Source organism: Oceanobacillus sp. FSL K6-3682 (assembly GCF_037976165.1).
Classification (GTDB): domain Bacteria; phylum Bacillota; class Bacilli; order Bacillales; family Amphibacillaceae; genus Oceanobacillus; species Oceanobacillus sojae.
Window position 1 is genome coordinate 1357557 of the sequence record NZ_CP150263.1, and the last position, 25624, is coordinate 1383180.

The 25624-nt window shown below is 38.0% G+C and carries 24 protein-coding genes; 22 read left to right on the forward strand and 2 right to left on the reverse strand.

From position 1 onward, the window contains the following. The first annotated feature begins 67 nt into the window (after positions 1 to 67). A complete protein-coding gene (locus tag MHH51_RS06950) occupies positions 68 to 583 on the forward strand; it encodes a cupin domain-containing protein (RefSeq protein WP_339285207.1) in 516 nt (171 codons plus the stop codon). 224 nt (positions 584 to 807) lie between these two features. After that, on the forward strand, positions 808 to 2916 hold the full coding sequence (locus MHH51_RS06955; RefSeq protein WP_339285209.1) for a penicillin-binding protein 2: 2109 nt from the start codon (positions 808 to 810) through the stop codon (positions 2914 to 2916). A gap of 353 nt (positions 2917 to 3269) precedes the next feature. Here the strand turns inward: MHH51_RS06955 and sodA are convergent, their stop codons facing one another. Then, entirely contained in the window at positions 3270 to 3881 is a 612-nt protein-coding gene (sodA, locus tag MHH51_RS06960; RefSeq protein WP_339285210.1) for a superoxide dismutase SodA, read from the reverse strand. Positions 3882 to 4381: 500 nt separating this feature from the next. On the opposite strand from sodA, the gene MHH51_RS06965 reads away from it, so the two are divergent. From MHH51_RS06965 to MHH51_RS06980, 4 genes are all read left to right on the forward strand, one after another. Then, entirely contained in the window at positions 4382 to 5365 is a 984-nt protein-coding gene (locus MHH51_RS06965) for an NAD(P)/FAD-dependent oxidoreductase (RefSeq protein WP_156987446.1), read from the forward strand. Positions 5366 to 5450: 85 nt separating this feature from the next. After that, positions 5451 to 5690: a 4Fe-4S binding protein gene (locus tag MHH51_RS06970; protein ID WP_147209932.1), complete on the forward strand. Its 240-nt coding sequence runs from the start codon at positions 5451 to 5453 to the stop codon at positions 5688 to 5690. Positions 5691 to 5802: 112 nt separating this feature from the next. Then, positions 5803 to 6276, forward strand: coding sequence for a DUF2621 family protein (locus tag MHH51_RS06975; protein WP_339285212.1), 474 nt, complete (start codon positions 5803 to 5805; stop codon positions 6274 to 6276). A gap of 275 nt (positions 6277 to 6551) precedes the next feature. Beyond that, positions 6552 to 7109 (forward strand): NAD(P)H-dependent oxidoreductase, encoded by a 558-nt coding sequence (locus tag MHH51_RS06980; RefSeq protein ID WP_339285214.1) that lies wholly within the window; start codon positions 6552 to 6554, stop codon positions 7107 to 7109. A 203-nt stretch (positions 7110 to 7312) separates the two neighbouring features. Here the strand turns inward: MHH51_RS06980 and MHH51_RS06985 are convergent, their stop codons facing one another. Beyond that, a complete protein-coding gene (locus MHH51_RS06985; protein ID WP_339285216.1) occupies positions 7313 to 7954 on the reverse strand; it encodes a metalloregulator ArsR/SmtB family transcription factor in 642 nt (213 codons plus the stop codon). 607 nt (positions 7955 to 8561) lie between these two features. Between MHH51_RS06985 and rpsN the strand changes: the two genes are divergently transcribed. From rpsN to MHH51_RS07065, 16 genes are all read left to right on the forward strand, one after another. Further along, the gene (gene rpsN / locus MHH51_RS06990; RefSeq protein WP_147209928.1) at positions 8562 to 8831 is read left to right on the forward strand and encodes a 30S ribosomal protein S14; all 270 of its coding nucleotides are present in this window, start codon (positions 8562 to 8564) and stop codon (positions 8829 to 8831) included. Between the two features lie 162 nt (positions 8832 to 8993). Further along, positions 8994 to 9959, forward strand: a complete 966-nt coding sequence (locus MHH51_RS06995; RefSeq protein ID WP_339285217.1) for a GTP-binding protein — start codon at positions 8994 to 8996, stop codon at positions 9957 to 9959. Between the two features lie 45 nt (positions 9960 to 10004). Continuing rightward, the gene (locus tag MHH51_RS07000; protein WP_339285219.1) at positions 10005 to 11114 is read left to right on the forward strand and encodes an NAD(P)/FAD-dependent oxidoreductase; all 1110 of its coding nucleotides are present in this window, start codon (positions 10005 to 10007) and stop codon (positions 11112 to 11114) included. After that, entirely contained in the window at positions 11108 to 12781 is a 1674-nt protein-coding gene (locus tag MHH51_RS07005) for a nucleoside recognition domain-containing protein (protein WP_339285220.1), read from the forward strand. The genes MHH51_RS07000 and MHH51_RS07005 overlap by 7 nt, the downstream gene beginning before the upstream one ends. A gap of 18 nt (positions 12782 to 12799) precedes the next feature. Continuing rightward, positions 12800 to 13990, forward strand: coding sequence for a GTP-binding protein (locus MHH51_RS07010; RefSeq protein WP_339285222.1), 1191 nt, complete (start codon positions 12800 to 12802; stop codon positions 13988 to 13990). A gap of 22 nt (positions 13991 to 14012) precedes the next feature. Then, the gene (dcd, locus tag MHH51_RS07015) at positions 14013 to 14567 is read left to right on the forward strand and encodes a dCTP deaminase (protein WP_339285223.1); all 555 of its coding nucleotides are present in this window, start codon (positions 14013 to 14015) and stop codon (positions 14565 to 14567) included. Further along, complete coding sequence (locus MHH51_RS07020; RefSeq protein WP_339285225.1) at positions 14564 to 15745, forward strand: GTP-binding protein; 1182 nt, start codon at positions 14564 to 14566, stop codon at positions 15743 to 15745. Before dcd ends, MHH51_RS07020 begins: the two co-directional genes overlap by 4 nt. 251 nt (positions 15746 to 15996) lie before the next feature. Then, positions 15997 to 17358: a transposase gene (locus tag MHH51_RS07025; RefSeq protein ID WP_339283795.1), complete on the forward strand. Its 1362-nt coding sequence runs from the start codon at positions 15997 to 15999 to the stop codon at positions 17356 to 17358. A 124-nt stretch (positions 17359 to 17482) separates the two neighbouring features. Next, a complete protein-coding gene (locus tag MHH51_RS07030; protein ID WP_339285227.1) occupies positions 17483 to 18940 on the forward strand; it encodes a YdiU family protein in 1458 nt (485 codons plus the stop codon). Between the two features lie 251 nt (positions 18941 to 19191). Beyond that, complete coding sequence (locus tag MHH51_RS07035; protein WP_339285229.1) at positions 19192 to 19542, forward strand: VOC family protein; 351 nt, start codon at positions 19192 to 19194, stop codon at positions 19540 to 19542. Between the two features lie 77 nt (positions 19543 to 19619). After that, positions 19620 to 20894 (forward strand): kynureninase, encoded by a 1275-nt coding sequence (kynU, locus tag MHH51_RS07040; RefSeq protein ID WP_339285231.1) that lies wholly within the window; start codon positions 19620 to 19622, stop codon positions 20892 to 20894. Next, positions 20894 to 21526: an arylformamidase gene (gene kynB, locus MHH51_RS07045; RefSeq protein ID WP_147209919.1), complete on the forward strand. Its 633-nt coding sequence runs from the start codon at positions 20894 to 20896 to the stop codon at positions 21524 to 21526. Before kynU ends, kynB begins: the two co-directional genes overlap by 1 nt. Before the next feature lies 1 nt (position 21527). Beyond that, complete coding sequence (kynA, locus tag MHH51_RS07050; protein WP_339285233.1) at positions 21528 to 22376, forward strand: tryptophan 2,3-dioxygenase; 849 nt, start codon at positions 21528 to 21530, stop codon at positions 22374 to 22376. Between the two features lie 376 nt (positions 22377 to 22752). Further along, complete coding sequence (locus MHH51_RS07055; protein WP_339285234.1) at positions 22753 to 23799, forward strand: NAD(P)/FAD-dependent oxidoreductase; 1047 nt, start codon at positions 22753 to 22755, stop codon at positions 23797 to 23799. A gap of 31 nt (positions 23800 to 23830) precedes the next feature. Further along, complete coding sequence (locus tag MHH51_RS07060; protein WP_339285235.1) at positions 23831 to 24775, forward strand: ABC transporter substrate-binding protein; 945 nt, start codon at positions 23831 to 23833, stop codon at positions 24773 to 24775. A gap of 36 nt (positions 24776 to 24811) precedes the next feature. Continuing rightward, the gene (locus MHH51_RS07065) at positions 24812 to 25624 is read left to right on the forward strand and encodes an ABC transporter ATP-binding protein (protein ID WP_147209916.1); all 813 of its coding nucleotides are present in this window, start codon (positions 24812 to 24814) and stop codon (positions 25622 to 25624) included.

A 25624-nucleotide genomic window follows, 5' to 3' on the forward strand; every position in this document is an offset into this window, starting at 1 on the left:
TATATATGGTTTGTTTTTTTCTCCTTGTGGAATAGGTTAAATATATTAATTTTAAGGAGGGAAAATAATGAAACAGCCAGCAAAAATTACGATTAAAACCTTCATATTTCAAGATAATGGATCAATTCCCAATCATCCAACATACCCTTTGCTGTTATATAAAAATGTCATAACTTCCGCTGACAACCCTAAAGATGTTTTAGCAGAAAACAACTGGCTTGGCCAATGGCGTGGAGGTATTGCACCTTATCATCATTATCACAGCAACTCCCATGAAGTGCTTATCGTAGTTAATGGAGCAGCTCAGGTACAACTTGGCGGAGAGCAGGGAGAGCGAGTTCAAATTGAACAAGGGGATACAATTATACTTCCGGCAGGTTTTGGACATAAGTTAATCGAAAGCAGTACGGATTTTTCTGTTATTGGTGCATATCCAAATGGACAAAGCTATGATTTTTACTATGGGAAGAAAAATGAAAGACCTGAAAACTTGGAAAATATCAAAAAAGTACCTTTGCCGGATAATGATCCATTGTTTGGAAGAACTGGTCCGCTTTTTACGTATTGGGCAGATGAAAAATAGTACCTCCTTTCGTGTTTTAAATGACATGTAATATAGTCAATAATCATATAAAATAAGTTGATTTATATAGTTGAGAAATTTATTTTCTATAAGATTTTTCTGCTTTATATGTTGACCTGGAGGGGGCTATATATAGTAAGCTTTACTAATTAAGGCAGGAATAATCAATGTCAGCTAATTTAAGCATTTAAAGAAAGCTTCATACAGCACGAAGGAGGTAAAAAGTGGTAAATAAGAAAAACAAGAAGAAACGTGCCCCGCTTATGACACGTATGAATATCCTTTTCTTTGTCATCTTCATCCTATTTTCTGCATTGATCTTTCAGTTGGGAGTTGTACAAATTTTAAATGGGGATTCTTATCAGGAAGAAATTGAAAGGACAAATTTAGATACGGTCGATATCCCTGTACCCCGTGGGAAAATCTATGATACCAATGGCGAATTGATTGTGGATAATGAAGCAATGTATTCCATTACGTACACGCCTTCGAATGATGTGCAGGCAGAGGGTCGTTTGGAAGTAGCGGAAACCTTAGCGCAATATATTGATATGCGGGATAAACAAACAATGGACCGGATAACAGAAAGAGACAGGCGCGAATATTATTTATTGCTTCATGAAGAAGAAATAGAAGAACGATTAGAGGCAATAGACACAGAGGAGATGGAGAATGGGGAAGTCTATGATGCAACCCTTGAATTAATTACCGATGAAGAGATTGCTGATTTTTCCGAAGATGAATTAGAAATTATTGCGATAAAAAAGGAGTTGGATAAAGCCTATGCACTTACGCCTCAGGTTGTAAAAAATGAAGATGTCACAGCAGAAGAATATGCAGCTGTGGCGGAAAATCTGGATCAGCTGCCAGGAATCAATGCTTCTACCGATTGGGATCGTGTCTATCCAAATGGAGAAACATTAACCAGTATTCTGGGGAATATTTCAAGTCAGGAAGAAGGAATTCCGGCAGAGGATATGGATGCCTATTTAACGACGGGATACAGCCGAAATGATCGTGTTGGCAGAAGTGGACTGGAAGAAGAATATGAAGACTTCTTGAGAGGACGTAAAGAACAAATTCAATATACAACAAGCCAGAATGGTTCCATTATTGGCTCAGAGACGATTGTTGAAGGAGAAAGGGGAAAAGATTTAGTATTAACCACAGATTTAGAATTCCAGCAGGAAGTAGATGATATTTTATTAGATGAATTTCAGTCGATGAAATCAAGTAATTCTTATGAGAATCGATTTGCAACAAATGCCTATGCAGTTGTCATGAACCCACAAACAGGAGAATTGTTAGCTATTTCCGGAGTAGAATATGATACCAAGAATGATGAATATAATAATAATGCCGGACTTACGACGTTGACTAATGCACATGAACCAGGTTCCAGTATTAAAGGGGCAACGATTCTGGCTGGATATGATTCGGGTGTTATTTCTCCTGGGGAGACCTTCCATGATGCACCAATGAAGCTGGCGGGGACGGAAATAAAAAGATCTGTGCAAGATATGGGAACGGTAAATGATTTAACAGCGCTGGAAAGGTCCTCGAACGTTTATATGTTCTATGTAACTTTGCGCTTGGGAGGGGACTATCGTCATCCAATGCCGCAAAATGCTAATTTAGACATAAACATGGGAGAAACGTTACAAACACTGCAAAATTATTTTAATCAATTTGGACTAGGATCGACAACAGGAGTGGATTATCCACGTGAAAGCACTGGATTAAGAGGACAAGTACCAGATAATCCAGGGAATCTTCTTGATTTTGCCATCGGTCAGTATGATACATATACGACCTTGCAGCTTGCCCAATATGTATCAACTATTGCCAATGACGGCTATCGTGTTCAGCCTCATTTCCTAAAGGAAGCGCGTGAACCAATCGATTCTATGGATGAGCTTGGTCCATTGTATTATTCGTCCAGTACAACGACGATGAACCGAATTGATATGATAAATGATGAAATCAGCCGTGTGCAGGAAGGATTTCGCCTCTCCTATCAAGGCTCACAGGGAACCGGAAAGGACTATTTTCAAAATAAATCCTATGATCCGGCAGGGAAGACAGGTACAGCGCAATCATATGAATTCGTTGATGGAGAACGGTTTGACCTTAATAATTTAACACTGGTCGGTTATGCTCCATTTGATGATCCAGAGGTTGCTTTTGCTGTGGTGGTGCCACATGTTGGAATTGGAGAAGGAAACCAAATTAATTTAAAGGCTGGAGAGCGTATTTTAGATTCTTATTTTGACATAAAGGAAGAGCATGATGAAGAAGCAGAGGATTCTGATGGTGATAGTAGGGAGGGATAAGAAACTGTTATTATACTATCTATTGTATAAATTTAAGATAAAAAGACTGTATTAGAAATTATAGTAAACCGTGATGTGATTAATTCACATCACGGTTTATAAAATTATTAGAACTGTCTCCAATGAGTCTTTCTTTAATGAGATAAACAATTTAGCAGGACTTTAACTTTGTGATTAATTAAAAGAAAAAGTGAAAAGTCTCTGTATTTCTAATAAGAATAAAGATGCACCTTAGCAAAATACGGTGAGATGTCAGTTTCTAGATAATCTAGATAACTTCCAACCACCAACCTGCGAGGTGCATTTTCATTGAATCACAATTTGGGATAAACTACTCTGAAGTGATTTATCATTTATTTTGCAGCTTCGTAATGATTAGCTACTTGATCCCAGTTTACTACATTCCAGAATGCTGAAATGTATTCCGGGCGTTTATTTTGATATTTAAGATAGTATGCATGCTCCCATACATCCAATCCTAATAATGGTGTTTTGCCTTCTGTTAATGGTGAATCCTGGTTTGGTGTGCTTGTGATTTCAAGCTCGCCATTATTTAATACCAGCCAGGCCCAGCCAGAACCAAAGCGTCCTGCTGCTGCAGCTGCAAATTCTTCTTTAAATTTGTCTAAAGAACCGAATTTGCTGTTGATTTTATCAGCCAGCTCTCCTGCAGGTTCTCCGCCGCCATTTGGTGACAGTGTCTTCCAGAAAAAGCTATGGTTAGCATGTCCACCGCCATTGTTGCGCACTGCTGTGCGGATGTCTTCAGGAACCGCGTTTAAATCGCTGACAAGCTCTTCTACGGATTTATTTTGCAGATCTTCATGTCCGTCTAGTGCATCATTTAATTTTGTAACGTAGGTGTTGTGATGCTTCGTATGGTGAATATTCATTGTTTCTTTATCGATAGTTGGTTCTAATGCATCGTATGCATAAGGTAATTCTGGTAATTCAAATTTTGTCATATGTAACTCCTCCTAAATATTTATTAATAATTTTCAGTTTATATGATTTTACATACTTTTTCAACCTTTAAGTATAAAAAACTTCAATGCAAGCATTAGAAAATAGGACCCAAAAAAATAATTTTTAAGATACATTCAGGCATGTGTCTTGACTTTATAATTCACTATTATTATACTTCATGGTATAAAAAGTATAATAAGGTACTTGTAAATTTAAATAATATTTTTGGTGAAGAGCCACTATTTTTATTCAGTAATTCAATTTTCAGGAAAATGATTACATAATATATAAGAAATACTGAACTGAATAGATCATTATTGTACTAAACTACACAGGAAAATCTGAGAATCATTAATACCGCCAGATTGATTTAGTGGGTTTTAATGTATTACTCTTTCAAAAATCTTTTCATTCGCACTTTGAACGTCTTTAATTAATGGAACTAACGGAAGTATTATTCTAGAGTTAGAAAAAGCTTCGTAAAGAAAAGAGGTATTGTATGGAGAAAGTTTTTGATGTAACGATCATTGGAGCTGGACCCACTGGCTTATTCACAGCCTTTTACGGCGGTATGCGTCAAGCTAGTGTTAAAATAATTGAAAGCCTCCCTCATACTGGGGGACAATTAACGGCACTCTACCCAGAAAAATATATATATGATGTTGCAGGATTTCCAAAAGTCCGTGCACAGGAGCTTGTCAATCAATTGGAGGAACAAGCTAATTTATTTGACTCTGAAATTGTGCTTGGACAGGCTATTGAGACGATAGAACGTTTAGAAGATGACAGCTTCCGTCTTGTATCCAATACCGGGGAAGTGCATCTGACAAAAACAATGATTATCACGGCTGGCAATGGTGCATTTCAGCCGAGAAGATTAAATGTAGGAGACAGCGAAGCCTACGAAAATACAAACTTACATTATTATGTGACGAATATGAATAAATATAAAGACAAGCATGTGGCTATTCTAGGCGGTGGAGATTCAGCTGTTGACTGGGCATTAATGCTTGAGAAAGTTGCTTCTAAAGTGACATTGATTCACCGTCGCGACCAATTTCGCGCCCATGAACATAGTGTTGAGCAATTAGATGCATCTACTGTAGAAAAACTCACCCCTTATGCTCCTACAGCAATCGTAGCAAATAATAAAATTGAAAAGCTTATCTTACAGAAGATAAAAGAAGAAGAATTGATTGAATTAGAAGTCGATGAGGTTATCTGTAACTATGGGTTCATATCCAGTCTCGGACCAATTAAAAACTGGGGATTAGAGATTGAAAAAAATAGTATCGTTGTGAATTCTAAAATGGAGACAAATATTCCGGGAATATACGCTGCTGGGGATATCTGTACGTATGATGGAAAAGTCAAACTGATTGCAACGGGATTTGGTGAAGGGCCGACAGCGATTAATAATGCTAAAAATTACATCGATCCAAAAGCAAGAATTCAGCCGAAACACTCAACTGCAATGTTTTAAAGTAAAATATCATGATGATTGAGTAATTAGAAGAATAAAATCACTAGATTAGATTTAATACATACAAATAAGGAGGTTTTTACCAATGGCTTTTGTTATTCTTGATCCATGCAGAGGTGAAAAATCTGGAGAATGTGTTAGTGTCTGCCCTGTTGACTGTATAGAAGAAGGCGTTAAACAATTCTATATTGATCCAGATGTTTGCATAGATTGCGGAGCATGTAAAGCAGTTTGTCCAGTATCTGCAATTGAGGAAGAATATGATTTAACGCCTAGTCAAGAAAAATATTTGGAAGAAGCTGAAGAATTTTTTGCTAGCAGTTAAAAACTTACACAAAATATTCAATATTACTTTGTGAACAGATAAATAAACTATAATATCCTTTTTAAAAAACGAGTGCGTAATTTTAGTTGGATGCTGAAGGATGAGGTGCACAATGATTTCACTTATCATCATATTATGGGGTTGTTTGTTAATAGGGTTGATGGCAATCGGTGGTTTTTTCATGTTTCGTAAGTTTTTAAAATGCCTTCCAAAAGAAGATGGACGTTCTGCTATGGACTGGGAAGAATATTATATGGAGCTAACACTGCATAAATGGACTCAATCAGAAAAAGTCTTGTTGGAGGAATTAGTCTCCCCTGTCCCTGAACTTTTTAGAGATGTTGCCAAACAGAGAATCGCTAGTAAAATTGGAGAATTATCTATTCAAAAACAGGAAGAATTAATTACACGTTCTACTTTAATTGAAGGCTACATTCTAGCAACACCTAAACGAGATCATACATATCTTCGTAAAAAACTTCAAGAAAATAATATTGATACAACACCATATGAACCTTATTTCCTGCAATCCAAGGATAGTTACCGCGAAAACTGGCAAGAAAAATATAAAAAAAAGAAATCTTGAGAAAATATATTTTATCGCAGTGTAACTGGCTGGGACTGCGATTACTCGCCCCACCGAAAAACATTTGCAATTACTCGCCCGTCGAAGAGTTTTTGTAAGACTCCCACTTCAAGAAATGAAGAAAAATTGTTATTTCTAAGTGGGAGATCCAACAGCCAGTAACGGCCCGATTCGTTCAACTAACAAACAGTGGGGGATGAAAAGAAAACCCCACTGAATGAAGTTTCACTTTATAAGACATTGGCGACAGAGTGGATAATTTAGGAGGTTGTTCCATGAGAATAATTGGTATCTCAGGTTCTACAGTTGGTTCGAAAACAAGGATTGCTGTTAAACAAGCTTTATATTATATTCAAAAGGCATATACAGAAGTCGATATAGAGCTTATTGACTTAAAGGAATACAATATTGTTTTTAGTGATGGTCGTCCGTATCAAGATTATACGGGCGATACAGATATTGTATTGAAAAAAATCATGCAAGCAGATAGGTATTTAATTGGAATGCCTGTTTTTCAAGCCTCTATCCCAGGTACACTAAAAAATATTTTCGATTTATTGCCCATGGATGCATTTCAAAATAAAATAGTCGGGCTCCTGGCAACAGCAGGTACCGCTAAGCATTATCTGGTTCCAGAACAACATGTAAAACCAATTCTTCACTACATGCATGCAAGGGTGATTCCTAAATATGTATTTATCGAAGAAAAAGATTATACAAATTATATAATAACAAATCAAAATGTGATTGATCGATTACATAAATTATCCGATGAACTGGTTAACTATGTTGACTTTATGCAAAAATATACAAAGACTACTTCTTTTATTTAAAATTTACTATCTTAAGCACCTTGGTTTTTGGGATATCCAAAGAATAAAGGTAATTTTTATAAAGAAACAGAAGGCATTTTAGAAGGCAAATTTCAAAATAATTAACAATGCATAAAGTAAAATAAAGGATTGGTTCTGTATTATAATACAGCCCAATCCTTTATAGTTCTCATATTTTCTTAAAATGGTTCTGTAATGAAGAATTATTCATTAGTCTTATAAAAATCAACCAAAAACTTACAATAATTATCTCCATCGCTTTTACAGCAAACTCTCTTTACATTATCCGTTCCTAATACGTTCTTAAACATTTGTGTCTCACAAGTACAGGCAGTTTTAAAATCGTTTGCCACTGCAAAAATCGGACAATTATACTCAATAAGTTCATATTTGTTTTGACCTATTTGAGATAAATTTGTCATATAACCTTTTTCAGTTTGAATTTTAGAGAGTTCATTTATTTTATCGTGATTTGATTTTTGATGGGTTCTTTTTATATATTCATTTGTTAACCGCTGCTCTCTTCTATTAAAAAGATTCCGAATAGCTTCTTCTCCATAAATATCTTTAATATCATAAAGGAATTCAACACTGATTCCTTCATAGTTTTTAGGGAAAAGACCCTCTCCTCTTTCTGTTAAAGAATACATTTGCGAAGGTCTTCCTATAGGCTGTTTCACTTCTTTGCTTTTAATTAAACCATCACGTTCTAGTATATTAAGGTGTTTTCTTATAGCCATATGTGTCATATCTAATAACTTAGTTAAGTCGCTGACTGCTAAAGATTTTTCCTTTTTTAGATAATCAAGTATTTTATCCTTTGTTGTTTTTTGTGTAATATTCATATCATGAGTACCTCACTCCTGATTTAAAGTAATAATGAAAGCTGTCTTCACTTAAAAATTGCTTTTGTTATTATTTTTTAAAATTTATATTTTAATAGTTAATTATACTACACAATCGATAATAATTAAAACTTTATCCTGTTTAGTATTACCTTTATATAGTTTGTTTAACAAAAAATTTATAATTATTATAAGTTTTAATCATTAATAAGTACCATATTAAAATCTCGATACCTACTATTTAGATGAAGAGAATAATCAATATATTCTAGTAATGTTTGGAACAAGACTATAAGGCAATAGAGAATGCAACAGCTATATTAGAGACGTATTACAGTAAAATTCTCTTTGAAACTAATGAAATACTATCGTTATTGGTCTATTTAGAAATAAAAACCCAAATGAGGGCAGTTATATTAATCAACTGCCCTCATTTGGGTTTTTAAACGTTTTAGAGAGAGGGGATTAAATTAAAATGTAAATCATAATAATTACTGTTTACACGAATAACAAAATAGTTTATAATGAATTTTATTCGTAATCGTTACGATTTGAAGTGTTGAGAAATAGAAAATAAATAGTTAACATCGAAAGGAGTAAGTTTAGAATGGCTAAAAAGTCTAAAATTGCAAAAGAGAAAAAACGCCAGAAAATGGTTGAACAATATGCTGAAATAAGAAGAGAGTTAAAAGAAAAAGGGGATTATGAAGCCCTTCGTAAGCTGCCCCGGGATTCTTCACCGACACGTTTAAAAAGCCGTTGTGAAGTAACAGGCAGACCGCGCGGTTATATGCGTAAATTCGGCATGTCCCGTATTGCTTTTAGAGACTACGCGCATAAAGGACAAGTACCCGGTGTGAAAAAAGCAAGCTGGTAAAAGGCATTGTGAAACAGGATGGCATCATTCATGTCATCACATTATTATTACAATACAAGACCATAAAGGGCATGAAGGAAAATGAAGCTTTCGTCCATGATTGGCGATAGGATACATTTTCTTTCATGTACATACTTACGTGATGCATAAGGAGGAAAAGTATTGTCAGAAAAGACACCCATTCCAGTAACTATTTTAACCGGTTTTCTGGGCGCTGGTAAAACAACACTGTTAAATAAATTATTACATGACCTGTCTGATCAAAAGGTTGCTGTCATTATTAATGAATTTGGAGATACCTCGATTGACAGTCATTTGGTGGTATCAACAAAAGAAGAAATTATTGAAATAAACAGTGGCTGTATTTGCTGTAATGTACGGGGCGACTTGATTAACTTATTAGATAATTTAATGAAACAGGAAGAAAAGCTGGACCGCGTTGTTATTGAGACAACAGGCATGGCAAATCCTGCTCCAGTTATTCAAACCTTTCTAATGGATGAAAAGACTGCAGATTCCTTTGAAATTGACAGTGTAATTACAATGGTAGATGGCAAGCATATCGGGCAGCATCTGCAGGAAGAAGAGCCAGCGCAGCAGATTGCTTTTGCTGATGTTTTGCTTGTAAACAAGACAGACCTGATTTCAGAAGATGAAAAAAGGGAGCTTGAACAGCAGCTTATGCAAATGAATCCAAATGCAAAGCAGTATCATACGACTTATGGAAATGTCAAAACCAAAGATTTAATAGGAAAAAAATCCTTTGATTTAGATCATGCATTAAACATTGATCCTAATCTGTTAAAAGAAACACATCACCATCATCACAATCATCAGGTGATATCCTTTGTATTCCAGGAAGACCGTCCGCTTGACTTAGATAAAGTGAATAAATGGTTTGCCTACCTAGTCCGTATAAAAGGAGAAAGTCTATACCGCTACAAGGGTGTGCTTTCCATTAAACAGCTTGATAAAAAAGTTGTGTTTCAAGGAGTGCACATGCTGTTTGCAGGTACAGAAGGTGATGTATGGAAGAAGAGCGAAAAAAGGCAAAGCGAGGTTGTATTTATTGGAAAGCATCTTGACCAGGAAGAATTGGAAAAAGGCTTTCAATATTGCCTTGCTTAATTTTCGGGGTTATAACCGTAATGATTACGTTTTAGGAGGGCGACGATGAATAAAATATATGATGTCATTATTGTAGGGGCTGGCCCTTCAGGTATTGGTGTTGCGTCTATCTTGAAGCAAATGAATGCATCCTGTCTGGTTTTAGAAAAAGAGGATATCGGGGCTTCTTTTTTGAGCTGGCCAAAGGAAATGCGATTTATTACACCTTCTTTTCCAGCACAAGGGTTTGGACAAACAGACTTAAATGCGATAGCTCCGAAAACCTCACCAGCTTATACGCTTGATTCGGAGCATCCTACTGGAGCCGATTATGCAAAGTATCTGAATTTACTAGCCGAGCATTTCACCGCCCCAATTAAAAAAGGTGTTCAAGTGAAGCATGTAAACAAAAAAGGTTCTGTATTTTCGCTGGACACATCAGCCGGTCTTTATCAGAGCCGTTATGTGGTTTGGGCAGCTGGTCAATACCAATATCCCAATTTAAGACCTTTTCCAGGCGCAGAACTTGCGATGCATAATAGTTTGGTTTCATCGTGGGAAGAAGTAGACGGAGATGACTTTATCGTTATTGGCGGGTATGAAAGCGGTATGGATGCTGCCTATCAATTAGGTAAGCTTGGTAAAAAGTCTACCGTCATTGCCAGGACGAACACATGGGAGCAGGATACCAGTGATCCGAGTATTGCTTTGTCTGTCTATACCTATAATCGGGTACGTCCTTTAATTAATGCAAATTTAATAACTGTTGTGGGCAATACAGCAGTAACTGGGATTATAGAGAATGCTTCCGGATATGATGTATATACGATAGATGGAAAAGTATTTTTCACCCCAGAAAAGCCTATCCTGGCAACAGGTTTTAAGGGGAGTACAACTCTCATTGAAAACTTAGTCACACGCGGGAAGCATGATGAAGTACTCGTTAATGAGAAGGATGAATCGTTTTTGACACCTGGTCTGTTTTTAGCAGGTCCGGAATTGCGGCATGACAGTCATATTTTCTGTTATATTTATAAATTCCGCCAGCGCTATGCAATCATTGCCGAAACAATTGGTAGGAATTTAAATTTAGATTTATCAATTTTAGATATATATAAACAGGAAAACTTTTATTTAGATGATCTTTCGTCATGCGGGGAAATGTGCCAATGCTAGATTACAGCGAGGTTTCTTCTCCCGGTGAAACAGAAGTATTGCTGATAGGTTGTGAATCGGTCGGGAAGTCCGGTTTGTTTCGTGAGCTTACCGGTGAAAAAAGTGCCGTAGCCAGAAATGTAAAAGGATCAACCATAGCTGCTTTAGAAGCCTCTTGCAAGTTAAATCCTGATATCCATGTAACAGACCTGCCCGGGCTTCAATTTGAGACCGACAGCCAAAATACACAGCTTACTTTAGATCATTTCCAAAATGAAAAGACGATTCTTTTAGTAGTGAAAGCAACCAATCTGAAGGAAGAATTGATAGAGCTGCAGACAGAGTTGAATTTAAAGGGTAAAAGGGTTGCAGTTGTTGCAACTCATCGGGATAAATATTTGCCTTCTCAAGTCGAACAAAATCGGATCAGAGAATTATTACAGTTGCCTGTTGCCTGGATTAATACCAGAAAAATGGACAAGGCAGCGCTTGAGGAAGTCATTACATGTATCGAACAGGCAGAAACGTGGGGAGCTTCTAAAAGTATTCTTAATTTTCTTCCTGCTACACCTTATGCTGTTAACCAATTAATCCCCGTATTCCGTTTGCCAATAGCAGGACCATTACTGGCTTGTTTATTTATTTTTGCTATGTTTGCTCTGCCGGTATTTGGTGCCTTTTTATTTGTCAGCTGGCTGGAGCCAATCGCAGATCAATATCTGCTCGATCCAATTGTTGCTTGGGTGAATCAGGCTCCTGCTTTTTTAGCTGATATATTGATAGGTGATTACGGGATAATTACTTTGGGGTCCTATTCGTTTCTGTGGGCTTTTCCCGTTGTTTTGCTAATTAGCATCATGACAAGCTTGACAGAGGAAACGGGCATACAGGAGCATGTAACGAACGCGCTGGATCCCTGGCTTCGTAAAATTGGTTTGACAGGCAGGGATTTACTTCCTGTTATCACCGGATTCGGCTGCAATGTTGTCGCTGTTTTCCAAACCCGAGGCTGCAGCAGCTGTACCCGTACTTCTTGTGTTTCGCTGATTGCATTTGGCTCTGCATGCAGTTATCAAATCGGAGCAACGCTGTCTATCTTTAATGCAGCGCATGCTCCACTTTTATTTATTCCTTATTTATTTATCTTATTTATCGTCGGAGCGATTCACACAAGAATTTGGAACCGGGATGAGGCAAATGAACTGACCCGTATTGCTCCGCTTCCTTATATCCAGAAAATAAATTGGCAGGCGTTTGCCTGGAAGGTTGCCGGATCAATTAAACAATTTTTACTTCAGGCGATGCCGATATTTTTAGTTATCTGTCTGGTTGCATCTGTACTCCAGACAGTAGGTGTATTATCTGTTTTCAGTTGGCTTGCCGCACCGATATTATATTTGTTCGCCCTGCCTGTAGAGGCAGCTCCGGGATTGATCTTTTCTTTTATCAGAAAAGATGGCCTGCTTGGTTTAAATGAGGGACAGGGCAGCTTATTAATGGATATGTCACTCAGTCAGATTTTTATTCTTGTTTACCTGGCATCTACACTTTCCGCCTGTCTAGTCACGTTATTTACAATTGGTAAGGAACTGGGCTGGAAAAATTCCTTGTCCATTGGCGGAAAACAGATGCTGACAAGTGTTGTAAGTGCAGCAGTTCTTGTTGGGGTATTGTATTTCTTATTTTAAAAAGAGGAGGACGAATAAATGAAAAAGATTCCTGTTACAGTATTAAGCGGCTATTTAGGAGCCGGAAAAACAACTTTATTAAACCATGTCTTACATAACCGGGAAGGGTTAAAGGTGGCGGTTATCGTCAATGACATGAGTGAGGTCAACATTGATAGTGAACTGGTTCAAACACAGGGCGGTTTTTCACGTACGGAAGAGAAGCTGGTCGAAATGTCCAATGGCTGTATTTGCTGTACCTTGCGGGAGGATTTATTAGTGGAGGTTGAGAAGCTGGTAAGACAGGGAGAGTTCGATCATATCCTGATTGAGTCCTCTGGCATCAGTGAACCGATTCCGGTTGCGCAAACCTTCTCTTATATTGATGATACGATGGGGATTGATTTAACACAATACTGCCGTCTGGATACAATGGTTACCGTTGTCGATGCGAACCGTTTCTGGCATGATTTTGGTTCAGGGGACTCACTGCTTGACCGAAAACAGGCGGTCAGTGATGTTGATGAACGAAATATTGCTGATTTATTAATTGATCAGATTGAATTCTGTAATGTACTTATTCTCAATAAAACGGATTTAGTCAAAGAGGAAGATTTAGAAAAGCTGGAGAAAGTCATTCGTACCTTACAGCCGGAGGCAAAAATTATCCGTACCGAGCATTGTAATGTTGATTTAAAGGAAATTGTTAATACCAATTTATTTGATTTTGAAGAAGCCAGTGAATCGGCAGGTTGGTTACAGGAATTAAATGCAGGGGTTGAAAATCACACGCCGGAAACAGAAGAATACGGGATCAGCTCCTTTGTATATCGGTCCAGATTGCCATTCCATACGGAAAGACTCATGAGCTGGTATCAGGATTTACCAAGAGAAATTGTCCGGATGAAGGGCGTAATCTGGTGTGCGACACATAATGATTTAGCTTTATTATTATCACAGGCAGGTCCTTCTGTAGAGGTAGAGCCATTAGCCTATTGGGTTGATTCCTTGCCAAAAGCCCAACAAAGAGAAATATTAGAGCATAATCCGGAGGTTAGAGATTTGTGGGATCCGGAATTTGGAGACCGCCATACCAAACTCGTTTTCATCGGAATGGATTTGGATCGTGAGCAGATAACAGAGGATTTAGAGCGCTGCCTGTTGAGTGAATCAGAAATGAACGAGGACTGGTCGAGGTTCAGAAATCCATTTCCTTGGCAATTATCTTAAAAGGGGAAGGAGCTTTAAATAGATGATTTTATCAGGACAAACGATAAAACAGCATGTATATGACAACCAGCTGTCCATTACTCCTTTTCAGGAATTAAGTATCCAGCCGGCCTCTGTTGATTTGCGGCTAGGGACGGAATTTCTAGTCGTTGATGATATATCCACTCCTTATTTATCCATTGATAAGCCGGCAAATTATCAGGAAATAGAGATAACGGATAAAGAAACAATAACTATTCCGCCGCAATCCTTTATGCTGGGAACTACTCTGGAGCACATCGGTTTACCCGGTCATTTAACTGCTTTTGTGGAGGGAAGAAGCTCTATCGGCAGACTCGGTGTTTTTATTCAAAATGCCGGCTGGATTGATTCCGGCTTTTCCGGACAAATTACGCTGGAATTATTTAATGCAAACCGTGTACCTGTCAAGCTGCAAGCGGGAATGCGTGTGTGTCAGCTGGTTATTGCTGAGGTGGATCAGGAAACAGAGGGATACAGCGGAAAATATTTGTTTCAAAAGGGTACAACCCCAAGCCGTGTATATATGGATCCCGAAAGAAAGGAGCAGCAAGAATGAGCAAGAAAATTCCAGTAACAGTTTTGAGCGGATTTTTAGGAGCAGGGAAAACATCCTTGCTTAATTATCTGCTCCAAAATGAGCAAGGACTTAAAATAGCAGTTATCGTAAACGATATGAGTGAAATTAACGTTGATGCGAAATTGGTAAAGGAAGGCGGTTTTGTCAGAACAGAAGAAAATATGGTGGAGATGACAAATGGCTGTATCTGCTGTACATTGCGAGAGGATTTAATTGTTGAGCTTGAAAAACTGGCTAAGCTCGACATTGATTATGTGTTAATTGAATCCAGCGGTGTATCAGAACCGATCCCGGTTGCCCAAAGTTTCGTATATGCTGATGACGAATTAGGAATAAACTTAAATACCCTTTTCCAGCTTGATACGATGGTAACGGTGATAGATGGGCATCAATTTTGGAGAGACTATCAATCAGATGATCTGTTGATGGACCGCCAAATGGAGGTTTCTGATGATGACGAGAGAGGGATTGTTGATTTATTGGTAGATCAGATTGAATTTGCTAATGTGATTGTTTTAAATAAGACAGACAAGATGTCTGAAGAGGATATAACATCCTTAAAGAGTTTACTCTATAAATTAAATCCGGAAGCAAAATTTATCTCGGCAACGTATGGGCAGGTTAATCCATTGGAAGTGCTTCAAACCGGTCAGTTTGACTTTGAAGAAGCAAAGCATGGAGCCGGCTGGATCAAAGAATTAAATGAAGAGCATATACCGGAAACCGAGGAATATGGTATCAGCTCCTTTGTCTATCGAAGCAGAAAACCGTTCCATCCAGAACGCTTTCAGGCGTGGCTGGAGAATTGGCCACAAGAAATCCTTCGGGCAAAAGGTTTTTTCTGGTTAGTTACAAGAAATGATGTAGCAGGATTTTTATCGCAGGCAGGCTCTATGATGACGCTGGAAGGAGCAGGCAGATGGCTGGCAAGCTATTCCGAAGCGGAACAGAAAGCGTTAAGAGTTCAGGATCCATCTTTGTTTGAGGGCTGGGATGAACAGACCGGGGACAGAATGACAGAGCTTGTTTTTATTGGCAGTGATATGGATAAGGAAGGGATTATTCGTTCGTTGGATGATTGCTTGGTGACGGAGAAAGAGGCGGGGCAAACTATTTCATCTTTTGTTGATTTGCTGCCTGCTTTTCCTGTTGTGTAAGCATTTTTCACAAAAAAATTAATGGATATAAAGAGAGGAATGCATATTTCTATGTGTTCCTCTTTTTCTTTACAGATATTATTAACTCAACTTTCGCACCTATAAAAGTTCGATAAGTTCAGCCAGCAGTAGTTGCTGACGCCTTTAAAATACTAACATTGACACAAAAAATTGCATGAAAAAACACCCATCCGTTTGGTATAGTTGATTTGACTAGAATCACATAACCATACAGAAGAGGTGTCCTCTATATGATAGCGAATCATGACCAAACGAAGCAACTACCAAATGAATTAAAATCTACATTTAAAGAACTAAACGTCTTGAAACATCTTAGAAAAGCTGGGATTACCAAATCACTTGGCTTTACTTGTGCTTATTTATTTCAGCTTATTTTCTGTTTGATTTTCGAAAACAAAAACTGGTTTCGTACACTCGAAAGCAAGAAGTCGACGGATATTCCAGCTAAAGATGCGGTTTACCGTTTCTTAAATCGCTCCACTTATTCATGGAGAAGATTTCTCCTTCTCCTCAGCTCAGACTCCATTGAAAAAGTGAGTAACCTGACAAATCATGAGCGTATAAAAGTACTGATTATTGACGACTCTTCCTATGACAAAAATCGAAGTAAATCGGTTGAATTACTTGCGCGTTGCTTTGACCATGCGTCTCAAAAAATGCGTTTTTACAAGGGTTTTCGTATGCTTACAATGGGTTGGTCTGATGGTACAACGTTTATGCCTGTAGACTTTTCTTTATTGAGCTCAAAAAACAGTATCATAAATGGAATGTCAGACCAAATTGATAAACGCAGTTCTGGTTATAAGCGACGTCTAGAAGCTTTACAATCCGCACCTGAACAAATTCCAACGATGATTCAGCGTGCCATGAACACGGGGATTGAAGCCTCTTATGTGCTGATGGATACTTGGTTTACACATCAACCGCTTATGAAAGAGATCAAAGACCAAGGTCTAGATGTCATTGGCATGGTGAAAAACTTAAAGCAACGCTATCTTAACAATGATAAAAAGGTTAGTTTGAAAGAGCTTTATCAGTTAGCTTCACCTATTCAGGAAAAGAAAGGGATTCTTCGTTCTATCCAAACGACGCAAGCTAATGGAATTCCTGTCAAAATTGTCTTTGTACGTAATCGTAATAAAAAGAGCGAATGGTTAGCTATTTTAAGTACAGATTGCACATTAAGTGAACAAGATATCATTCGTATTTACGGAATTCGTTGGGACATTGAAGTCTTTTTCAAAACAACAAAGTCATTATTAAAGCTACAAAAGGAGTTTCAAGGTCGTTCTTATGACTCCTTGATTTGTCATACCACGATTGTCTTTACTAGATACATTGTACTCTCTTGGCAGAACCGTTGCAGCACAGATCAAAGAACATTAGGGGGTCTGTTCTATGAACTATGTGATGAAATCAGTGACCTCGATTGGGCTGTTGCACTTGGGCAGCTACTTGAGCTTCTTCAAGATGTCCTAAAAGAAAGCAACAAAAAAATTCAAAAGTTAATTCAAAGTCAACTACAACACTGGATTGCGGGCTTACCTAATTACATCAAGGTCTACCTGCCTATTTCAGTGTGCGAAAGTTGAGTTATTAAGAAATAAAATTACAATATTTATAAATAAATTTATACTGCAAGTGCAAAGTAAAAGATAGTTGTTATATGGATATGTTATCCTAAAGGGAAATAAATTTAATATTTGGAGCGATTATATGACAAATAAAACAAATCAGGGATGGAATTTGGAAAATAGCTATCAGCGCTTACCTGATCTTTTTTATACCAGTCTTCAGCCAGAAGAAGTGGGGCAACCGGAATTAGCAATATTTAATGAAAAGCTGGCAGCTGAATTAGGACTTAACAGCAGCCATTTGAAAAACAACTCTGAAATCTTTTCAGGCAATCATCTTCCAGAAGGGAGTAAACCAATTGCTCAAGCCTATGCCGGTCATCAATTTGCAAACTTTAATATGCTGGGCGACGGGCGGGCTGTACTAATTGGCGAACAAATAACTCCTGAAGGGAAGCGCTTCGATATTCAGCTGAAAGGGTCTGGAAAGACTCCTTACTCACGGCGAGGGGATGGAAAGGCGGCACTTGGCCCAATGTTAAGAGAATACTTGATCAGTGAGGCGATGTATAGCTTACGTATCCCGACGAGCCGAAGCTTAGCTGTAGTTTCTACAGCGGAAGAAATTCAACGTGAGGTTTTATTACCTGGAGCTATCCTGACAAGAGTGGCTGCCAGTCATATCCGGGTCGGAACATTTCAATATGCACGGAATTGGGGAAGTAAAGGTGATTTACAAGCACTCGCAGACTACACCATTGCCAGACACTATCCGGAGCTGATAAAAGAAGAGGACCGTTATTTATCATTTTTGTATAAAGTGGCAGAAAAACAAGCAGCACTAATTGCAGACTGGCAGCTGAAAGGATTTATCCATGGTGTAATGAACACGGATAACGTGGCAATCAGCGGGGAGACCATTGATTATGGTCCATGTGCCTTTTTGGATCAATATGATCCGAAAACATTTTTCAGTTCCATTGATCACCAGGGCCGTTATGCTTATGGAAATCAGCCTGGAATAGGAGCCTGGAATATGGCCCGTTTTGCAGAATCACTGTTAATTCTTATCGATGACGAAGAAGAACAGGCAATTCCAAAGGCGAAAGAAGCTGTTGAAGCATATGTAAAATCAGTAGAAGGATATTGGTTAGATGGAATGAGATTAAAACTGGGAATTATCGATAAAAGTGAGGATGATAAGGTATTGGTCAAGACCTTGCTGGACTTGATGGAGAAATATTATGCTGACTATACGAATACATTCCGCTCATTAACCTTGAAGCAGCTCGATTCAGAGCCGGGTCTTTTCCAATCGACCGCTTTTAAAGAGTGGTATCAGTCATGGCAGGATAAGCTACAAAATCAGTCAGCTCCAATAGAGGAAGCTTATCAATTAATGAAGCAGCATAATCCATCTGTTATTCCTCGAAATTATTTGGTGGAAGAAGCGTTAACAGCTGCTGTGGAAGAAGGAGATTATAAACCTTTTCATGCACTATTAGCTGTTTTGGAAAATCCATATGCTTATACGAAAGAGCAGGGAAAATATGCTGTTAAGCCGCCGAATGAGGATTATCAGACGTTTTGTGGAACGTAAGGATTTGATTTGAAATTGGAATGAAATGTATAAAGTGTCTAAGATAATTCTAAATGTAATTTCTTGAAATTTTTCCTCTCTTTGTAGAGCTAAAAAAATCCGGACTATTATTCAAAATCCCATACAAGGAATCTTGAATAATAGTTCAGATTTCTCTTTGAATAAAATATTATTTATGATAAACGTGATAGGATATGATTCTGTTACCTGGCCAGACGGCGAAAATATGAAAACTTTAGGAGAGTGCAAGGATGAAAATCAAACGAATTGTTGTCAATGTAGAGACACAGGACATTTCTAAAGCGGTGTATTTTTACGGAGATCTACTTGGACTTGATCTGCTGATGGATATGGGATTTATTGCAACTTATGGTTCAAATGAGAAAATGGATACTCAAATCAGCTTTCTTTCAGAGGGAGGATCCGGTACACTGGTTCCTGACTTATCAATTGAAGTCGATGACTTTGAAGATGCATTAACTCGTATAAGAGAAGCGGAGATTCCAATTGAATATGGGCCGGTTGAGGAACCTTGGGGAGTTCGGCGATTTTATGTAAGAGACCCATTTGGAAATCTAATCAATATTCTTATACATTTATAGAGAGCTAGGGTTATATTGACGTTAATTATTATTGAAGCACGTTCCTAGTTCGTATTTCATAAAGAGGAAGTGAAGAAATGGAAGAAAAATACACAAAAGCTTATGCTGAAAAATTAGACGCAAAAGATGAATTAAGAGCCTTTCGAAATGAATTTTATCTTAAAAATGAATGCGTTTACATGGATGGGAATTCACTAGGATTAATGAGTAAAAGAGCGGAGCAGTCTGTTTATGATTTATTGGCATCATGGAGAGAATATGGCATTGATGGATGGACAGAAGGGAATCAGCCCTGGTATTACTTATCTGAATCACTTGGCGGAAAAATGGCTGGTCTTATTGGTGCTGAAAAGGAGGAAGTTGTTGTTACTGGCTCGACCACGGTGAATTTGCATCAGCTTGTGTCTACATTTTACGAACCAAAAGGAAACAGAACAAAAGTATTGGCAGACTCACTTAACTTTCCCAGCGATATTTATGCATTAAAAGCTCAATTAAGAGGAAAGGGATACGATGATTCCCACCTTATTCAAGTACAGAGCGAAGATGGACATATACTGGATGAAGAAGCAATTATCAATGCAATGACAGAGGATGTTGCATTAATTGTATTGCCAAGTGTACTCTACCGTAGCGGGCAGATCTTGGATATGGAAAAGTTAACAAAAGCAGCGCATGAACGCGGGATTAAAATCGGTTTTGATCTATGTCATTCGATTGGAGCCATCCCACATCAGCTGCATGATTGGGATGTTGATTTTGCTTTTTGGTGTACTTACAAACATTTAAATGGCGGACCTGGCAGCGTCGCAGCACTCTATGTAAATGAAAAACATTTTGGTGTGTCTCCCGGACTCGCAGGCTGGTTCAGCTCAAATAAGGAAAAGCAGTTTGATATGGAGCATACATTGACACCCGCAGAGGATGCCGGAGCATTCCAAATTGGGACACCGCATGTGCTAAGTGCTGCTCCGCTTATTGGCACGTTGGATTTATTCCATGAAGCAGGAATTGAAAAGATACGTAGAAAATCCCTGAAATTGACAGCATATATGATAGAGCTGATTGAATATGAATTAAAGGAATTTAATTTTGTTATCTGTAATCCGGTAAATGACAAGCAGCGCGGCGGTCATATATACCTTGAACATCTGGAAGCTGCCCGAATTTGCAAGGCCTTAAAAATGGAAAAAGTTATCCCTGACTTTAGAAAACCGTCTGGCATCAGGCTTGCACCAGTTGCTTTATATAATTCTTTTGAAGATGTTTATGATTGTGTGCAAATACTGAAAAATATTATGCAAGAAAAAGTATATGAGCAATTTTCTAATGAAAGAGAGGTTGTTTCCTAATGTCTAAATGGATTGATATTTCTCAAGTTTTGAATAATAAACTGGCACACTGGCCGGGGGATGAACCGTTTCACTATGAAACATCTGTAACGAAAGAGATGACGGACTCTGTTAATATTGGCAAAATAACAACGAGTGCGCATATTGGAACCCATGTTGATGCGCCTTTTCATTTTTTAAATGACGGGAAAAGGATACTTGACTTAGATATTGAACGCTATATCGGTCCTTGTAAGGTCATCGACTTAAGTGATTTTGATGAAATTAGCGAAACTGCTATAAAAACAAAAGAAATCTCGCACGTAGAACGTTTGTTAATCAAAACGGCACTGCCAAATAAACCGGACCGTTTTCCGGAGGAAGTGTCACCCATAACTGAGAATGGTGCGGCTTACATGCAATCAATCGGTGTAAAACTGGTAGGTGTGGACACACCGTCTGTAGACAAGGTTTCAAGTAAAGATTTGACTGGACATCATGCGCTTTTTAAACATGATATTTATATTTTGGAAAATGTGATGCTGGATCAGGTCGAGGAGGGTGACTATGAACTGATTGCCCTGCCATTAGCTCTGGAAGAAGGCGATGGAAGTCCAGTACGTGCTGTAATCAAACCAATAGAGGAGAGCTAAAATGAAGTCTATCAATCAACATCAGGCCTTTGAAAATGAAAAAAGTATCCACACAGATTTTAAAGAAAAAATGACTTATAGTGACTATCTGGGACTGGATACGTTATTATCCAGCCAGCGTCTCTTGAGCGATCATCACGACGAAATGTTATTTATCGTTGTTCATCATGTGAGCGAGCTCTGGATGAAATTAATCCTTCATGAAATCAATTCTGCTGTTCAGGATATACAGTCTGATAACTTGAGATCTTCCTTTAAGAAGCTCGCACGGGTATCCCAGATACAGGAACAGCTGAAAAGTGTATGGGATGTCCTTTCCACCATGACACCGAGTGAATATATGGAGTTTCGAGATAAATTAGGAAATGCATCCGGTTTTCAATCCTATCAAAATAGATTGATAGAATTTGCTCTTGGATATAAAACAGAATATGTTCTGAAAATATATGAAAAAGATTCAGATCTTCATCAGATTTTACAGGAAGCGCACGAAGCACCGAGTCTCTATGATGTTTCGATACAGGCACTTGCCAGAGCAGGGCTTCCAATCGATGAGGATGTATTGAACAGGGATGTCAGTGTTACACATAAATCTAATGAAAGTGTGAAACAGGCCTGGATGACGGTGTATAAAAATGTAGATCAATATTGGGAGCTGTATGAACTTGCGGAAGAGCTGGTCGATATAGAGGATTTATTCCAGCAGTGGCGTTTCAGGCATATGAAAACGGTAGAACGGATTATTGGCTTTAAAAAGGGGACAGGAGGCTCCGGTGGCGTAAGCTATTTGAAAAAAGTACTTGATCAGTATTTCTTTCCGGAGCTTTGGGAATTGAGGACAGAGCTTTAGACTATAATGTTTTATTTTCATGGAAAGAGCAGTTCTTCTTTATCTAAGAGGAGCTGCTCTTTCTGCTGGATACCATACATTTCTTCAATTTCTTAAAATAATAATCGTTTTCTTCTTCAGAGTTATTAAAATCAATCAACTCCAATTCGTGTGACAAAATATTGAATGCTCCATTTTAGTTGTCATTACTATAAGGCAGAATAGAAGCTATGAATCAAAATGTTTATCAGGAAGATATGATTATATTCATGCAAAAACAGTCATAGGTATATCCAAAAAAATGTATTGACTTATAAGAAAATTGAATTATAATTGATTTAATTGATAACGATTATCATTATCAATGAGGATATAAATATAAAGGATGGGATAATGGATGTCTATAAGTAAAGAAGAAATATGCGATATTACAATTATTGGCGGCGGGCCAGCAGGGTTATTTACTGCTTTTTATGCAGGGCTGCGGGAAATGAAGACGAAAATTATCGAAGCCGATAATAAGCTTGGCGGGAAAGTACATGTTTATCCGCAAAAAATGGTATGGGATGTAGGAGGACTTACTCCTTTAACAGGAAGAGAATTAATTGACCAATCAATTAAACAGGGACTGACATTTGATCCAGCTGTTGTATTGGGACAGATTGTAACGGATATAGAGAAAAATGAAGACGGTATCTTTATGCTGACAACCAGTGCAGAAGAGAGACATTATTCTAAAACAATTGTTATTGCTACTGGAATGGGCGGTGTTATTAGTCCGTTAAAATTGGAAGTACCAAGGGCAAATGAATTTGAAAGTAAGAATCTTTATTATAAGGTTCTCGATGTGAATGAATTCCGTGGAAAATCTTTGCTTATATCAGGCGGCGGTCCATCCTCGATTGACTGGGGCAATGATTTATCGCCAATAGCTAAAGAGATTACATTAATATACCGGGGAGATGATTTAAAAGGGCTGGAATCAACTAAAACGAAGCTCATAAATAACGGAGTGAATATCGTGTTTAATACAGAAATACATGAGCTTGCAGGCGAAGACGAAGTTTCAGAGGTTGTCCTTTATAACAACAAAACAAATGAAAGATATACGATGCCGGTAGATGCGCTGCTCGTGAATCATGGATACAACAAGGACAATTATCTTTTTAATAATGAGCAAAATAAGACCGGGTTAGAGTTGGGAGACTATTTCCAGGTGAAAAGTGATGCTAATGGAAATACCAATCTTCCAGGAATTTATGGAGCAGGTGACTGCGTCTCCTATGAAGGGAAGTTGAAATTGATTGCCGGTGCTTATCAGGATGCAGCAAATGCAGTAAACAGCGCCAAGCTGTATATGGAACCAGATGCACATAAAACTGCTATTGTTTCCTCCCATAATGATATTTTAGATGAAAAAAATAAAGTATATTTGTACGGATAAAAACTTACACAAAAAAGAGGAGAGAAACACCATGAAAAAAAGCTTGTTCTTTTTAATCAGTGCAATATTTCTTATATTTTTAGCAGCCTGTAATGATAATAGCCAGGAAGATAATAATGCTGAGGCAAATGATGAAGAAAGTAATGAATCAAGTGAGGCTGAAACCAAAACATTTACAACTGACGGCGGAGATGAAGTGGAAGTACCTGCTGATCCTGAACGAATCGTTGTACTTCACCCGACATACATAGGTGCATTACTTAAGTTTGGACATGAGCCGGTTGGAGTAAGCTTTTATGTCGACCAGGATGAGGTTCTGAATGAGGCAACAGAAGGGATTGAACGCATAGATCCAGAGGACGTAGAGAGTATTATTAATTTAGAGCCTGATTTAATTGTTGCGACAGCGACGGATCCCAATTTAAATAAACTGCAGCAAATTGCTCCTACTATAACGTTTGACTCGATGATCAGCACGTATAAAGATAATACAAAATTATTGGGAGAACTTGTAGGAGAAGAAGATCAGGCACAGGCCTGGCTGGATGAATGGGAGGAACAGATGGCTCATGATACAGAAGAATATAAAGACTTAATAGGAGACAGTACACTTTCGATTTTCCAATCAACACCAAAAGGGCTGGTTTCATTTAATACAGATTATGGCCGCGGTGGAGAAATATTATACGATGGCTACGGGTTTGTACAGCCGGAAGCGCTGGCAGAAGTCACAAAAGATCAATTTAATGTGGAGCTGTCTACGGAAGAGCTTCCAGAGTACGCCGGTGATTTTATAGTGTTAGCTACAGAAGGTGAGGAAGCTCCTATAGCGGAATCAGCAGTTTGGAAAAATGCAGAAGCTGTCCAGGAAAACAGAGTGATTGAATTAGATTTAGCTGTGACGAGATATAATGATCCTATTTCATTAGAAGCGCAGAGAGACATCATTAAAGAGCAGCTGGATGCAATGAAATAAAATGATAGATTAATTTAATAAAAAAGAGGGAGCTCTATGAATCGTCTTACTGGAAGAAATTTAACCATCGCCTACGGAAATAAGGTTATTATTGAGGATTTGGATATTGAGATTCCCGATAAAAAAATAACCTCAATTATTGGTCCTAATGGCTGTGGAAAATCCACTTTATTGAAAGCATTATGCAGACTTCTTCCAATAAAAAAAGGAAAAATCGCTTTAGATGGAACAGATATCAATAAATCGGCTTCTAAGGAGATTGCCAAAAAAATTGCTATTTTACCTCAATCTCCAGAGGTGGCTGATGGTTTAACCGTCGGGGAACTAGTGTCTTATGGAAGATACCCCTATCAAAAAGGGTTCGGGCGTTTAGTTCCAGAAGATGTAGAGGTAATTGATTGGGCTTTGCAAGTTACAGGCATAACCGAGTTTAAGCATAGAATAATCAATGATCTGAGCGGCGGCCAGAAGCAAAGAGTATGGATTGCTATGGCCCTCGCTCAAAAAACAGATATTATTTTTCTGGATGAACCAACCACTTTCCTTGATATAGCACATCAGCTTGAAATCCTGGAATTGATAAAAGAGCTGAATCAAAAACAGCAAACAACAATCGTAATGGTACTTCATGATATTAATCAGGCTATTCGTTTTTCGGATTACATGATTACCATGAAGGATGGAGAAGTGATAACACAAGGTAATATACCAGAGGTTTTATCAAGCCAGCTGCTTGCTGAAGTTTTCCAGATTGATGCTGAACTGATGCAGGATAAGCTGACTGGCAAACCAATGATAGCAAATTACCAATTAGTTAATAGGAAGTATTCAAAAGTTGAAATTAAGTGA

Excerpts from the sequence above, each read along its gene's own strand:
- MHH51_RS06950 (WP_339285207.1), top strand. The coding sequence starts at position 68 with ATGAAACAGCCAGCAAAAATTACGATTAAAACCTTCATATTTCAAGAT.
- sodA (WP_339285210.1), bottom strand. The coding sequence starts at position 3,881 with ATGACAAAATTTGAATTACCAGAATTACCTTATGCATACGATGCATTA.
- MHH51_RS06965 (WP_156987446.1), top strand. The coding sequence starts at position 4,382 with ATGGAGAAAGTTTTTGATGTAACGATCATTGGAGCTGGACCCACTGGC.
- MHH51_RS06970 (WP_147209932.1), top strand. The coding sequence starts at position 5,451 with ATGGCTTTTGTTATTCTTGATCCATGCAGAGGTGAAAAATCTGGAGAA.
- MHH51_RS06975 (WP_339285212.1), top strand. The coding sequence starts at position 5,803 with ATGATTTCACTTATCATCATATTATGGGGTTGTTTGTTAATAGGGTTG.
- MHH51_RS06980 (WP_339285214.1), top strand. The coding sequence starts at position 6,552 with ATGAGAATAATTGGTATCTCAGGTTCTACAGTTGGTTCGAAAACAAGG.
- MHH51_RS06985 (WP_339285216.1), bottom strand. The coding sequence starts at position 7,954 with ATGAATATTACACAAAAAACAACAAAGGATAAAATACTTGATTATCTA.
- rpsN (WP_147209928.1), top strand. The coding sequence starts at position 8,562 with ATGGCTAAAAAGTCTAAAATTGCAAAAGAGAAAAAACGCCAGAAAATG.
- MHH51_RS07000 (WP_339285219.1), top strand. The coding sequence starts at position 10,005 with ATGAATAAAATATATGATGTCATTATTGTAGGGGCTGGCCCTTCAGGT.
- MHH51_RS07005 (WP_339285220.1), top strand. The coding sequence starts at position 11,108 with ATGCTAGATTACAGCGAGGTTTCTTCTCCCGGTGAAACAGAAGTATTG.
- MHH51_RS07010 (WP_339285222.1), top strand. The coding sequence starts at position 12,800 with ATGAAAAAGATTCCTGTTACAGTATTAAGCGGCTATTTAGGAGCCGGA.
- dcd (WP_339285223.1), top strand. The coding sequence starts at position 14,013 with ATGATTTTATCAGGACAAACGATAAAACAGCATGTATATGACAACCAG.
- MHH51_RS07020 (WP_339285225.1), top strand. The coding sequence starts at position 14,564 with ATGAGCAAGAAAATTCCAGTAACAGTTTTGAGCGGATTTTTAGGAGCA.
- MHH51_RS07025 (WP_339283795.1), top strand. The coding sequence starts at position 15,997 with ATGATAGCGAATCATGACCAAACGAAGCAACTACCAAATGAATTAAAA.
- MHH51_RS07030 (WP_339285227.1), top strand. The coding sequence starts at position 17,483 with ATGACAAATAAAACAAATCAGGGATGGAATTTGGAAAATAGCTATCAG.
- MHH51_RS07035 (WP_339285229.1), top strand. The coding sequence starts at position 19,192 with ATGAAAATCAAACGAATTGTTGTCAATGTAGAGACACAGGACATTTCT.
- kynU (WP_339285231.1), top strand. The coding sequence starts at position 19,620 with ATGGAAGAAAAATACACAAAAGCTTATGCTGAAAAATTAGACGCAAAA.
- kynB (WP_147209919.1), top strand. The coding sequence starts at position 20,894 with ATGTCTAAATGGATTGATATTTCTCAAGTTTTGAATAATAAACTGGCA.
- kynA (WP_339285233.1), top strand. The coding sequence starts at position 21,528 with ATGAAGTCTATCAATCAACATCAGGCCTTTGAAAATGAAAAAAGTATC.
- MHH51_RS07055 (WP_339285234.1), top strand. The coding sequence starts at position 22,753 with ATGTCTATAAGTAAAGAAGAAATATGCGATATTACAATTATTGGCGGC.
- MHH51_RS07060 (WP_339285235.1), top strand. The coding sequence starts at position 23,831 with ATGAAAAAAAGCTTGTTCTTTTTAATCAGTGCAATATTTCTTATATTT.
- MHH51_RS07065 (WP_147209916.1), top strand. The coding sequence starts at position 24,812 with ATGAATCGTCTTACTGGAAGAAATTTAACCATCGCCTACGGAAATAAG.